The sequence below is a fragment of the Rhodococcus sp. HNM0569 genome (assembly GCF_012726205.1).
Lineage (GTDB): Bacteria > Actinomycetota > Actinomycetes > Mycobacteriales > Mycobacteriaceae > Rhodococcus_F.
On the sequence record NZ_JAASAE010000003.1, the window covers coordinates 1 to 13,183 of the forward strand.

10 protein-coding genes and 1 riboswitch are annotated in these 13,183 nt (G+C 68.8%); of the genes, 7 read left to right on the forward strand and 3 right to left on the reverse strand.

The features are described 5' to 3' along the window. The first annotated feature begins 303 nt into the window (after window positions 1–303). The 6 genes from ehuB (at window position 304) to HCA44_RS04675 (ending at window position 5,383) form a co-directional block, all read left to right on the forward strand. The gene (gene ehuB, locus HCA44_RS04650; RefSeq protein ID WP_169647759.1) at window positions 304–1,146 is read left to right on the forward strand and encodes an ectoine/hydroxyectoine ABC transporter substrate-binding protein EhuB; all 843 of its coding nucleotides are present in this window, start codon (window positions 304–306) and stop codon (window positions 1,144–1,146) included. 12 nt (window positions 1,147–1,158) lie between these two features. Then, window positions 1,159–1,890 (forward strand): ectoine/hydroxyectoine ABC transporter permease subunit EhuC, encoded by a 732-nt coding sequence (ehuC, locus tag HCA44_RS04655; protein ID WP_169647375.1) that lies wholly within the window; start codon window positions 1,159–1,161, stop codon window positions 1,888–1,890. Further along, the gene (ehuD, locus tag HCA44_RS04660) at window positions 1,887–2,534 is read left to right on the forward strand and encodes an ectoine/hydroxyectoine ABC transporter permease subunit EhuD (RefSeq protein WP_169647376.1); all 648 of its coding nucleotides are present in this window, start codon (window positions 1,887–1,889) and stop codon (window positions 2,532–2,534) included. Before ehuC ends, ehuD begins: the two co-directional genes overlap by 4 nt. 37 nt (window positions 2,535–2,571) lie before the next feature. After that, a complete protein-coding gene (gene ehuA / locus HCA44_RS04665) occupies window positions 2,572–3,336 on the forward strand; it encodes an ectoine/hydroxyectoine ABC transporter ATP-binding protein EhuA (protein ID WP_169647760.1) in 765 nt (254 codons plus the stop codon). A gap of 89 nt (window positions 3,337–3,425) precedes the next feature. Then, window positions 3,426–4,088 carry a GntR family transcriptional regulator gene (locus tag HCA44_RS04670; protein ID WP_169647377.1) on the forward strand — a complete coding sequence of 221 codons (663 nt, stop codon included), beginning with the start codon at window positions 3,426–3,428 and terminating at the stop codon, window positions 4,086–4,088. Between the two features lie 62 nt (window positions 4,089–4,150). Further along, the gene (locus HCA44_RS04675) at window positions 4,151–5,383 is read left to right on the forward strand and encodes an MFS transporter (protein ID WP_240945320.1); all 1,233 of its coding nucleotides are present in this window, start codon (window positions 4,151–4,153) and stop codon (window positions 5,381–5,383) included. On the opposite strand, the gene HCA44_RS04680 is transcribed toward HCA44_RS04675, so the two are convergent. The 3 genes from HCA44_RS04680 to HCA44_RS04690 form a co-directional block, all read right to left on the reverse strand. Continuing rightward, window positions 5,356–6,753, reverse strand: coding sequence for a M1 family metallopeptidase (locus tag HCA44_RS04680; protein ID WP_169647379.1), 1,398 nt, complete (start codon window positions 6,751–6,753; stop codon window positions 5,356–5,358). The two genes, HCA44_RS04675 and HCA44_RS04680, sit on opposite strands and share 28 nt — an antisense overlap. Further along, the gene (locus tag HCA44_RS04685; protein ID WP_169647380.1) at window positions 6,696–10,664 is read right to left on the reverse strand and encodes a Pls/PosA family non-ribosomal peptide synthetase; all 3,969 of its coding nucleotides are present in this window, start codon (window positions 10,662–10,664) and stop codon (window positions 6,696–6,698) included. Before HCA44_RS04685 ends, HCA44_RS04680 begins: the two co-directional genes overlap by 58 nt. A 64-nt stretch (window positions 10,665–10,728) precedes the next feature. After that, window positions 10,729–11,583: an SGNH/GDSL hydrolase family protein gene (locus tag HCA44_RS04690; protein ID WP_169647381.1), complete on the reverse strand. Its 855-nt coding sequence runs from the start codon at window positions 11,581–11,583 to the stop codon at window positions 10,729–10,731. Between the two features lie 79 nt (window positions 11,584–11,662). Further along, a riboswitch (SAM riboswitch) is annotated at window positions 11,663–11,776 on the forward strand. A 48-nt stretch (window positions 11,777–11,824) separates the two neighbouring features. On the opposite strand from HCA44_RS04690, the gene HCA44_RS04695 reads away from it, so the two are divergent. Further along, window positions 11,825–13,069: an aminotransferase class V-fold PLP-dependent enzyme gene (locus HCA44_RS04695; RefSeq protein ID WP_169647382.1), complete on the forward strand. Its 1,245-nt coding sequence runs from the start codon at window positions 11,825–11,827 to the stop codon at window positions 13,067–13,069. Window positions 13,070–13,183 lie beyond the last annotated feature (114 nt).

Consider the following 13,183-nt stretch of genomic DNA (forward strand, 5'->3'; position numbering starts at 1 on the left):
GAGCCCCTGACATTTTTGGATGTCGGGGGCTCACGGCGTTTCACCACCATTTCGTGTTTTCGCCGGTCACACGCCGATCGGGCGATATCTCTTTTCCGTGTGCTTACCTGCGGTTTCCCTTCGGTCGGCCGTTCGTTACCAAGCGGACGACCGGTTTCGACAGTAATGTCATTCGCGCAGATCCTCTGGGATCGTGCCTGCGCGGTGCGCTTCTACTGGATCGTCTCGAAGATGACGAAGGGGAAGACAGTGACGTCGACGTTGATCGCACGAGGCCCAGTCACCAAGACGGTGGCAGTACTGATGGGGGTTGCAGTTACTGCCGGCATGGCCGCCGGCTGCTCCAAGACGAGCACGAACAGTGACGAACCGACTCTGCAGAAGCTGCAGGACGACGGCAAGGTCACCGCCGGGTTCGCCGGCGAGGCGCCGTACAGCTTCGAAGAGAACGGCGAGTTGACGGGTGCGACGGTCGCGCTGCACCGCGAGATCTTCGGGCAGCTCGGTGTCGGCGAGGTCGACGGCGTGAACACCGAGTTCGGTGCCCTCATCCCCGGCCTGCAGGCGGGCCGATTCGACGTCGTGAGCGCCGGCATGTCGATCCTGCCGCAGCGATGTGAGCAGGCGCTGTTCTCCGATCCCGAGTTCAACTACACCACGGCGCTCATGGTGCCTACCGGAAATCCCGGCAACCTCACCGACATTCAGTCCGTCAAGGACAGTGGTGTCCGCCTGGCCGTGATGACCGGGGCGATCGAGGCCGACTACGCGCGGGATCTCGGTATCGCCGCGACCGAGGTCGCGACGCCGCAGGACGGCATGGACGCCGTCGTCAACGGCCGCGCCGACGTGTTCGCGCTCACCGGCATCTCGCTCAACTGGATGAAGAAGAACAACCCCGACGCGCCGATCGACGTCACGCCGTCGTTCGTGGCCGTCATCGACGGTGTGCCGCAAGTGGGCGCGGGTGCCACCGTCTTCCGCAAGGAGGACGCAGAGCTCCGTGACGCATACAACGAAGAGTTGCAGAAGATCACGTCCGATCCGCAGAAGTACCTCGAGATCGTCGGGCCGTACGGGTTCACGGAGGCGGAGTTGCCCGACCCGAATCTGACCACGGAACAGCTCTGCGAAGGACAGAACTGACCGAGGTAACCCGTGGACGGCAACATCGGTGCCCTGCTGGATGCGTGGCCGCGCATCCAGCACGGCATCCTCATCACACTCGAACTGACCATCGGTGGCGCGTTCTTCGCGCTTCTCGTCGCGGTCGTGCTCGGATTGCTCTCGCGAGCGCGCAATATCGTCGTGCGCGGTGTCGCACGCGTGATCATCGAGTTCTTCCGTGGCACATCACTGCTCGTGCAGCTGTTCTGGCTGTTCTACGTCGTGCCGCTGTTCGGCTATCTGATCGAACCGCTCGTGTGCGGCATCGTGGCGCTCGCGCTCAACTACGGTGCGTACGGCGCCGAGGTGGTGCGCGGGTCGATCAATGCAGTGCCGAAGCCGCAGTGGGAGGCGGCCACCGCGCTCAATTTCAGCAGTTGGCAGAAGATGCGGCGGGTCATCTTCCCGCAAGCGTGGGCCGAGATGATCCCGCCGCTCACCAACCTGCTGATCCAGCTACTCAAGGGCACTGCCCTCGCGAGCTACATCCTGTTGCAGGACCTCACCTTCGAGATCGGCAACCTCCGCAAGACGACCGGCGACACCCTGTTCGCGTTCGGTGTCGGCCTGGTCATCTACTTCGTCGTCGGCTACATCCTGACGCTGCTCATGAATGCAGTCGAGGTGCGCGCGAAGAATCGCCTCGGGGCCGGCCCGTCGCTCAAGCAGGTCTTCCGGCTTGCTCAGAGTGATCCGAGCGGAAGGACGGGTGATCCCGCGTGAACGCACAGTGGAGGTGGGAACGCGCGGCCGACGCGCTTCCGGTGCTGCTCGACGGATTCAAGATCACGCTCCTGGCGACGGTGCTGGGATTCGTCATCGCTGCGGTGCTCGGGCTGGTCATCGCGGTCATCCGGCAGACCTTCCCCCGGTGGGTCAGCGCGCCCGTGCGTGCGGTCGCCGAGTTCATCCGGCTTACGCCACTCGTCGTGCAGTTGCTGTTCGTCTACTACACGTTCTCGAGTTTCTCGGCGCTCCAGATCGGCGTCGTGGTGCTCGGAATCCACTATTCGACCTACATGGCCGAGGTCTACCGTGCCGGCATCGAAGCGGTGCCGCGCGGCCAATGGGAGGCGGCGCGTGCGCTGTCGATCTCGCCGGCACGCATGTGGCGGGCCGTCATCCTGCCGCAGGCGATCCGCCGCGTGATCCCCGCCCTCGGCAACTATGCGGTGTCCCTCTTCAAGGACACGCCGTTCCTGTTCGCGATCACCGTTGTCGAGATGGTCACGGCGGCGCAGCAGTTCGGTGCCCGCAATTTCCAGTACCTGGAGCCGCTGACCCTCGCAGGCGTGATCTTCCTCGTCGCGAGCTACCCGACGTCGCTCCTGATCAGACGATTGGAGAAGCGTCTTGTCCAGCAGTGACGCAAGCGCCCCCGCCGAGACCGCGACCAGCGGCCCGATGATCAAATTCGACAAGGTCGTCAAGCAGTACGGCGACCATGTCGTTCTCGATCATCTCGATTTCGAGGTCGCGCGCGGAGATCGCGTGACGCTGATCGGTCCGAGCGGATCGGGCAAGACCACCATTCTGCGACTGCTCATGACGCTCGAAAAGATCAACGACGGTGTCATCTGGGTCGAGGGAGACCCGCTCTCGCACGAGCGCAAGGGCGACAAGCTCGTGCCCGCGTCCGAGAAGTATCTGCGCCGCATGCGCAAACGTATCGGCATGGTGTTCCAGCAGTTCAACCTGTTCCCCAACATGAACGTGATGGAGAACATCACCGAGGCGCCCATCCACGTCCTCGGCATGGACAAGGACGCGGCGGTGGCGCGGGCACGCGAGTTGCTCGAGATGGTCGGCCTGACGGACAAGGAGTCGGCGCACCCCACTCAGCTGTCCGGCGGCCAGCAACAGCGCGTCGCGATCGCCCGAGCGCTGGCGATGGATCCCGACATCCTGTTGCTCGACGAGGTCACCTCGGCGCTCGACCCCGAGCTCGTCGCCGACGTGCTCGACGTGCTCCGCGACATCGCGCGCACCACCGACATCACGATGTTGATCGTCACGCACGAGATGAAGTTCGCGCGCGATGTCTCGAATCGGGTGCTGATGTTCGATGCGGGTCGGATCGTCGAGGAAGGGGATCCCGAGCAGATCTTCACCGCCCCCGAACACGAGCGCACGAGCCGCTTCCTCAAGGCGGTGCTCGCCGCCGAGTAGCTGCAGACTCGAAAGGAGAGCCGGGCCACATTCGTGTGGCCCGGCTCTCCGCGTGTCCGAGGGCAAGCGTATAAATACATCTTGTGTCTATGTTGCATGCGGATGGTCGTCAGTCGGCTGCCGAGCACGTCTACCGGGATGTCAAGGAGCGAATCCTGTCCGGTGTCCTGCCCGGTGGCGAACTCATCAGTGAGGGCGAGATCGCGGGCCGCCTCGGTGTCAGCCGCACTCCGGTGCGTGAGGCCTTCCTCAAGCTCGAGACCGAGGGGTGGATGCGCTTGTATCCGAAGCGCGGGGCGCTCGTCGTGCCCGTCGCGGAGGGCGAGGCACAGCACATCGCCGATGCGCGCCGTCTCGTCGAGACGCATGCCGTCGCGCAGGTCGCGCTGCAGCCGCGCGTCCGTGAGCAACTCGTGGCACGCCTGCGCGAGAGCCTCGACGAACAGCACGAGATCGCACGAAGCGGAGACGTCGCGGCGTTCAGCGCCGCCGACGCCGACTTCCACACGCTCGTGGTCGCGGCAGGCGACAATCCGTTGCTCGATGCCTTCTACGTGAGTCTGCGCGAACGGCAGCGGCGCATGACGGCGCGCTCGCTCGCTCGCGATCCTCATCAGCTGCCCCGCATCATCGACGACCACGCCCGGCTCGCCGATCTGGTCGAGCGGGGCGAGGTGGACGGTTTCGACGTCGCACTGCGCATGCACATGGAGCAGGTCCACGCGCTCAATCCGAAGGGGGCGCAGCAATGAGCACCTCGCATCTCGACGCCGAGCCCGACGCGATCCCCGCCGACCCGGTGCGTACCCACCGGATGTGGCTCGCGGTGGCCGCGACCATGTTCGTGGTGGCCTGGGGCGGTAACGAGTTCACGCCGTTGCTGGTGATGTACCGCAGTGACCACGGGTTCTCGCCTGTCGTGGTCGACGTGTTCCTGTTCGCGTACGTGTTCGGGATCGTGCCCGGGCTGCTGCTCGGTGGTCCGCTGTCGGACCGGCTGGGTCGTCGTCCTGTGCTGCTGCCCGCGCCGCTGCTCACGATCGCCGGTTCGGCCGTGCTCGCGGCCGGCGCGGACTCCGCGGTCGCGATCGTCGTGGGCCGGATCCTGTGCGGCGTCGCGCTCGGCCTGGCAATGGCGGTCGGTGGCAGTTGGCTCTCCGAACTGACGCGGTGGGATCGCACCGCGCGGCCCGGCGCCGGTGCGCGGCGTGCGGCGATGAGCCTGACCGCGGGCTTCGGCCTCGGAGCGGGCGTTGCGGGTGCGCTCGCCCAGTGGGCGCCGTGGCCGAGCGGGTTGTCGTACGCGCTCCACATCGCGATCTCGGTGGGCGCGATGCTCGCGCTGCTCCGCGTGCCGGAAACCAGGCCGGCGCAGCAGAAGAGCGACCGCAGGCCGTTGATCGCCGATCTCCGGATCCCCGCTGCCGGACACCGGCGGTTCCTGTTCGTCGTCGCGCCGCTCGCACCGTGGGTGTTCGGTTCGGCCGCCGCGGCGTACGCGGTGCTACCCGCGGTGATGACGAGCCGGACCGAGTTGCCGCTCGCGTTCAGCGCGCTGATGTGCGTTGTCGGGCTCGGTGCGGGATTCCTCATCCAGTCGCTCGGGCGCAAGATCGACGCGCCGCGCAACTCGCGGGCGGTACTCGTCGCGCTGCTGTTCGTCGTCGCGGGCATGATCGCCGCCGCGATCGCCGCGCACCAGTTGACCGTACCGATCGCGATCGCCGCGTCGGTCGTCCTCGGGTGCGGCTACGGCATGGCGCTCGTGTCCGGGCTGCAGGAGGTGCAGCGCATCGCGGGCCCGGACGACCTCGCGGGGCTCACCGCGGTGTTCTACTCGCTGACCTACCTCGGCTTCGCGACGCCCGCGGTCATGGCTTCACTGTCCGAGGCATTCCCCGCCGTCACCTACCCCATGATGTTCGGGTTCGGTGCGCTGGCTGCGACGGCGTGTGTGGTGCTGGTGGTCGTCAAATGGACGTCGCACCTGCCCGGCCGCGCGACGCACACCGTCGATACTCACAGTGACGGCAGCGGGGCCGAGTAGAGCCATGCGTCCACGAGCGGCCGGATCGGTGTGTCCGTCCGCTGCTGGGCGAGGGCGACGAAGCCGTCGGTGTCGACTGTGCCGTAGCGGTTCTCGCTCGTCCAGGCCCGCAGCAGTCCGAAGAACGCGTCGTCGCCCGTCGCGGCTCGCAGCGCGTGCAACGCGAGCGCACCGCGCTTGTACACACGATCGTCGAACATCGCGTCGGGCCCGGGATCGCCCACGACGATGTCCTGGGGCAGCCGGGTGAGCCGCGCGTGTGCGTGCGACGCGTGGACCGCGGCGGACGCACCGCGGGAGTTCTCCGACCACAACCATTCCGCGTAGCACGCGAAGCCTTCGTGCAACCAGATGTCCCGCCACTGCCCGAGAGTGACGCTGTTGCCGAACCACTGGTGCGCGAGTTCGTGCGCGACGAGCCGTTCGGAACCGCGCCTGCCGTCGCAGTGATTGCTGCCGAAGATCGACAACCCCTGTGCCTCGACGGGAATTTCGAGCTCGTCGTCGGTGACGACGACCGAGTACGCGGGAAACGGGTACTCGCCGAACAATTCACCGAAGATCGCGAGCATGCGCGACTGACGGTCGAAATCGTGCGCTGCCTCGCGGCGGAGCCGCGCAGGGTGGAACACCGTGATCGGAACGGGATCCGAGGCGGCGCGCATCGCGTCGTAGTGCCCGATCTGGATCGTGGCGAGATAGCTCGCCATCGGTTGCGGCTGTTCGTAGACCCACGTGGTGCGACTCGCACGGGTGGTGCGCCCGACGAGAGTGCCGTTGGCAACGGCGGTGAACGGAGAGTCGGTGGTGATCGACATCCGGTAGGGCGCTTTCGAACTCGGATGGTCGTTGCACGGGAACCACGACGAGGCGCCGTTCGGCTGACTCGCGACGATCGAGCCCCCCGTGAGTTCTTCCCAGCCGACCTCGCCCCAGCGTGAACGAATGGGGCGCGGACGACCCGCGTAGTGCACGGCGACCCGCAGGGCGGTGCCCGCGTCGACCGCGCCGGGTAGCGTGACGACGAGTTTGCCTGCGCGATGCGTGAACTTGGCTTTACGGCGCGCACGCACGGGTTTCGTGCTCCGTTCGTCCGGGCCGTGCTCCACCGACACTTTCGCGACGTGCAGCGTGTCGCCGAGGTCGAATGCGAATCGGTCGCGGTCGTCGGTGACGGTGAGCGCGATGGTCGCGGTGCCCGACAGGCGGTTGCCGACGACCTTGTACGTGAGGTCGAGATCGTATTGCGACACGCGGTATCCGGTGTTGCCGCACTGTGGCAGGTAGGGGTCGAGGGGCACGTCGGTGCGGGTCACGACGCACCGCCCCGGCCACGCGCTGACCACGGTCCGATCGGGTTGCCCTGCCATCGTGTGGACGCCGGTACGGAATCGCCGCGCATCACGAGTGACGCGGGACCGACCGTCGCGCCCGCACCGATGCTCGACGCCGGGAGCGCGACACAGTGAGGTCCGAGGGTGGCGCCCGCACCGAGGGTCACGGTGTCCATGGCCATGATCCGATCATGAAACAGGTGTGTCTGCACGACGCAGCCGCGTTCGACGGTCGCGCCGTCGGCGAGCGTCACCAAGTCGGCCTCGGGCAGCCAGTACGACTCGCACCACACGCCGCAACCGATGTGTGCCCCGAGGCCGCGGAGGAACACGTTGAGCACCTCGGTGCCCGTCGCAGCGCGTGCGAACCACGGCGCCGCGACGGTTTCGACGAACGCGTCCGACACCTCGTTGCGCCACACGAACGAGCTCCAGAGTGGGTGCGTCGTGGTACCGATGCGTCCGACGACGAGCCACTTGGCCGCGACGGTGAGCGCACCGGCGACGGCGCCCGCTGTCAGCAGGACCAGACCGCCGCACACCGCCGCGAGCCAGTATCCGACCGATGCGAGCGCGCACAAGGCGAACAACACCGACAGACCGATGCCGAAAGTCGCGACGACCGGCACGAGCCGACACGTCTCGACCGCGCCGCGTGCCACGACGACACGACGCGGTGGATCGAACGTGCGCGACGCATCCGCGTCGTCGGCCGTGCGCCGCAACCGGACCGGCGGACTGCCGAGCCACGACGACCCCCGCTTCGCTTTGGACGGCGCCGCGGACAGCACCGCGACGAGGCCGTTCTTCGGTACCCGGCGACCGGGTGCCGTCATACCGGAGTTGCCGAGGAAGCCGCGTTTGCCGACCTTGGCGCGAGCGATGTGCATCCACCCGCCGCCGAGTTCGTAGCTCGCGATCATCGTGTCGTCGGCGAGGAAGGCGCCGTCGGCGACGGTCGTGAACCTGGGAATCAGCAGCACGGTCGATGCCTCGACGCGAGCCCCGACCTTCGCGCCGAGCAGGCGCAACCACACCGGCGTGAGCAGGCTCGCGTACAGCGGGAACAGGAACGTGCGGGCCGAGTCCATGAGTCGCTCGGTAGCCCATACCTGCCACCCGATCCGGCTGCGCACGGGGTGGTAGCCCTCACGCAGCCCGATCGACAGCAGCCGGACCGCGACGACCGTCGCCGCGGCGAACACCGCGAGTGCGACGAGGGTCGCGGGCACGAGTAGCGCGAACGCGGGTGCGAGCGCAGCCGACAGCGTGCCGGTGTCGCGCACCGCGAAGCCGATCAGTGCGAGCCCAGCAGCGATGGCGGCGAGCGGAAGTGCCGCGAGCGCCAGTGCGGTGAGCCCGAAGATCGGCACCCAGTAGCGGGCGCGGCGCGGTGTCTCGGCGGGCCACGGGTGCTTCGCCTTGCCGATCTTGACCGCGGGCGAGCCGGCCCACAGTTGCCCTGCCTTGACCTTGCCGAGTACCGCCGATCCTGGTTCGACCTGTGCGCCCGCCCCGACGACCGCACCGGGCGCGAGTACCGACCGCGCGCCGACCGTGGCGCCTGCGCCGACCCGGACACGGCCGACGTGGACGACGTCGCCGTCGATCCAGTGGCCCGTGAGGTCTACTTCCGGCTCGATCGAGCAGCCGTCGCCGAGTTCGAGCAGCCCGGTGACCGGGGGAAGTGTGTGGAGGTCGACGCCGTTGCCGACGGTCGCACCGAGCGCGCGGGCGTAGTAGACCATCCACGGCGCGCCGGACAGGTTCGCGGCACCACTCGATTCGGCCAGCCGCGAGACCGCCCACAACCGCATGTGCACGCTGCCGCCGCGTGGGTGACTGCCGGGCGTGACGTCGCGCAGGAGGAGGCGCGCACCGGCGACCGTGATCGCCATGCGCCCGGGAGGCGTGATGACGACCACGAACAGCGCCGCCACCCACCACCACGACATCGTCGGCAGCCACGAGATGCCTGCTGCGGTGGCGATGTTCGCGGTGACGCCGAGCCACGTGACCCACTGCAATGCGGTGATCGTGGTGAGGGGCACCGTCGCCGCGATCTGCAGGAGACGGCTCCGCGCCGGTGTGGGAGAGACGGTCCGCGCGGTGACGTCCTCGGTCGGCGCGAGGCCGTCGAGGTACTCGGCGAGCGACCCCAGCCTCGGGTGGTCGTACACGTCGGCGACGGTGACCTGCGGGTGACGCTCGCGCAGGGCCGTCACGAGCTGGGCCGCGGACAGCGAGCCGCCGCCGAGTTCGAAGAAGTCGTCGTCCTCGCCGCTGACACTCGAGCCGAGCACCGCGGTCCACTGCCGCGCGATCCACGCCGCGGTGGCGCCGAGCCCTGCCTCGGTCTGCTCGCCCGCGCCGGGCAGCGGCCACGGCAGCGCGTCCCGGTCGACCTTTCCCGACGTGCGGGTCGGCAGTTCGTCGACGACGGCGAGCCGCGGCACGATGGCTGCCGGAAGATCACGAGCGAGAAGCGAATGCGCGGCGGCGACGTCGAACGAGTCCGCGTCGACGGCGACATATCCGACGAGCAGTGCGTTGCCCGACGCGGTCCTGCGCACCGCGGCCGCGCCGCCGCGCACGCCCGGGAGCCCCTGAAGGGCTGCGTCGACTTCGCCGAGCTCGATGCGGCGACCCCCGATCTTGACCTGGTCGTCCGCGCGACCGCGGAAGTACAGCCCGTCCGCGCCGAGTTGCACCAGATCGCCGCTGCGATAGGCGCGGTGCCATCCGAGAGTCGGCATGGGAGCGTACTTCTCGGCGTCCTTCGCCGGATCGAGGTAGCGCGCCAAGCCGACGCCGCCGATCACCAGTTCGCCCACGTCGTCGAGCCCGACCGGTACGCCGTCGGAGTCGACGACCGCGAGGTCCCACCCGTCGAGCGGCAAGCCGATGCCGACAGGCGACCTGCCGTCGAGCAGCGAAGCGCACGCGACGACCGTACTCTCGGTGGGGCCGTACGTGTTCCACACTTCACGGTCCTTCGAGACGACGCGCGACACGAGCTCGGGCGGGCACGCCTCGCCACCGAAGATCAACAGCCGCACCGAGTCGAGCGCTTCGACCGGCCACAAGGACGCGAGTGTGGGCACCGTCGACACCACCGTGACGTCGCGCGTGACGAGCCACGGCCCGAGGTCGACACCCGAGCGAACCAGGGCACGCGGAGCGGGCACGAGACACGCTCCGCTGCGCCACGCGAGCCACATCTCTTCGCACGACGCGTCGAAGGCAACGGACAGACCGGCGAGAACGCGGTCTCCCGGGCCGAGTGGGGTGTCGCGCAGGAACATGCGTGCCTCGGCGTCGACGAATGCGGCCGCGCTGCGGTGCGTGACCGCGACACCCTTGGGGGTTCCGGTCGACCCCGACGTGAAGATGACCCACGCGTCGTCGTGCGGTTCGGGTGCACGCGGCGACGCGTCCGTCGCGCTGCCGCGTCTCTCGGTGCCCGCCGGGGGTTCGATGCCGCGTGCGGTGAGGACTGCGGCGACGTCCGCTTCGCCGAACACGAGGCGCGCCCGCTCGTCCGGGTCGTCGGCGTCGACCGGGACGTACGCGGCGCCCGCGGCGAGAATCGACAGGATGCCCGTGTAGAGGCGGTACGAGCCCGACGGCATCCGGATGCCGACCTTGTCGCCCGCTGCGACGCCGGCAGCGGCAAGCGTCCGGACTCCCTGGTCCACCTCGTGGCGTAACTCCTCGTAGGTGAGGGTGACGGTGCCGTCGTCGATCGCGTCGGCGTCGGGGAACGTACGGACGGTGTCGTCGAGGATGTCGAGCAACGTCCGTGCCGGCGGCGCGAAGCCGTTCCGAAGGTAGGGCTCGGGGATGCGGGCGGGGGACTCGCTGTCGATCGGGGCGTGCACTGGACTCGACTCGTTCCTTCTCGGCTCGTGGCCCGCTCGGGGAGAGCGCACCGTCGGCCGGTCCATTGTCGGCCGTCGAGCGTCGCTTCGGGGACATTCCGCCCGCGTGTGGCGCTGCACGTGCGCGTCGTCACTCCAGCAGAGCCGCAATCTGCTCGGCGAACGCAGCATGCCCGAGCCGCGTCGGGTGCAATGGCGCCGAACCGCCGGTGGGCACGACGCCCTCGACCCATCGCGTCTCGGGCGGTGCGCACGCGTCGTGCCCGTGCGAGGGGCCCTCGAGATCTGCGAACTCGGCGCCTGTGTGTTCGGCCGCGGAGCGCATGGCGTCGTTCAGCCGCGTCACCCGATCCCGGATGCGATCGGCCGCCGCGGAGCCGACCGGTTGCACGCCCGGGCAGCCTCCCGCGCGGATCGTCGTCGGGTAGCCGACGAGGACGACGCGCGCGTGCGGCGACCGGTCGCGGACGTCGCGCACGATCCCGGCGTACCGGTCCGCCATGTCCTCGGGTGCGGGGGTGGCCTCGGGGGCCGGGCCACCTGTGCCCGGATCGTCCGGACACAGGTGTACGAGACACGCCACCGCGTAGCCCAGCAGTCCGATGTCGTTGCCGCCGATCCCGAGGGTCACGAGGTCCGTGTCGGGCCGCAGTGCCCGGTACTGCGGGGTGAGCCCACCCGCGAGATCCGCGGTGGTGTTGCCCGCGCACGACATGTCGTCGAACGACGAGAGCGCCGAATCGGGAACCGTGGAGATGTGCTCGGCGAGCAGGTGCGGATAGTTGACGAGCGACGGATGACACAACGGGTACCGCAGATCGACCGGCAGGATCGTTGCGCCCGCTGTGTACGAATCGCCCATGGACACATAGTGACTCGTGGTCGACGCGAGTCCGGGCGCGGGCGCCGCGGGAGAGGTCGACGCCGGTGTCGCCGCGACGGATGTCAGTACCGTCGCGGTCGCGATCGCCAAGAGCAGCCGCATGTTTCGAGTGTGGGGCCGCGACCGGTTCGGTGCGTGGGGGTTGACAGATCCGTTGCCGGTCTGTCATCGTTTCGAATCAGGTCACGAGTACCAGCGTCAAGCCCCGGCTAGCTGGTCGGCAACCCTCCTCCGCGGTGGGGTGCTCCGGGTGACGACCGGGCCGCGGCTCAACAGAGTCCGGCAAGCGCGGACTCCCGAGCGGATGCTCATCCAGGAGTCCCTGTACACGAGGGATCTTGTCATGACTGCACTCATTGTCGACGGCCGAGAGAACGTCGAAACATGCTCTGCCGGAACGGTTCACGCACTCGCCCGCACCGTCGGGTGCGATCTGCGGGTCCCGCTCGCCGATGGCTCCGAATGCACGTACGCGAACTTCGATCTGGCTGCCAGCGCACCCGCTCTCGAGTGCGTCTACCGGCAGGTCGAGGCGCTGCTGCCGACATATGCGAGCGTGCATCGCGGCGCGGGCCATGCGTCGCAGGTGTCGACGGATGCGTACGAAGCGGCGCGCTTCGACGTCGCGCGGTTCGTCGGTGCACGTGACGACGACGTCGTGGTGTTCACCGCCAACACGACCGACGCGCTGTCGCTTCTCGCCGGTTGCGTACCCGGCGACACCGTCGTGCTCGACATCGAGCATCACGCGAACCTGTTGGCGTGGAGTGGCACTCGTGTCGTCGAAGCCGCCGACACCGTATCGGAGACGATCACGCGGCTCGTGGCGGAGCTGTGCTCGCGGCCTGCCGCGTTGCTGGCTGTCACGGGCGCCTCCAATGTCACCGGCGAGGTGCTTCCGATCGCGCGGCTCGCCGAGATCGCGCATGCGTGCGGAGCGCGCATCGCGGTCGACGCGGCGCAGCTCGCCCCGCACCGGGGTGTCGATCTCGTGGCCACCGGTGTCGACTACGTCGCCCTGTCGGGTCACAAGTTGTACGCCCCGTTCGGGGCGGGAGCGCTCGTCGGTCGCCGCGACTGGCTCGACGCGGGTGCACCCCATCGTGCAGGCGGCGGCGCAGTGCGCAATGTGACTGTGCAGCATACTGATTGGCTGCCGTCGCCCGCGCGTCACGAGGCGGGTACGCCCAACCTGTTCGGCGCGTGCGCGCTCGCCGCGGCGTGCCGCGCGCTGACGGAGATCGGGTGGGGTGCGGTGGTGGCCCACGAACGGGAGCTCACCGGGCGTCTGGTCGCCGGGCTGTCGGCGACCGGCGGCGTCCGGCTGCTTCGGCTGTTCGACGACGCGGCGGACGTGCTCGGCATCGTCACCTTCACGGTCGACGGCCTCGCACCGTCCGACGTCGCGGCGCGCTTGTCCACCGGGTACGGCATCGGGGTCCGCGACGGCCGGTTCTGCGCGCATCCGCTCCTCGAACGGCTCGGCCTGCCCGGTGGCGCGGTGCGCGCGAGCCTCGGCCTCTGCACCGGCTCGGACGACATCGACCGGCTGGTGGCGGCGGTCGCCGAGATCGCGGCGGGCAGCTAGCGGGACCCTCCGCGGGCAGCTGGTTTCACTCTGCGGGATGGGGATGCGCGGGGGTGGGGGTGCGGGAATAGTGTCGGAGCGCCCGCTGGTGGTGCGTCGCCGGCCGACTGCCAC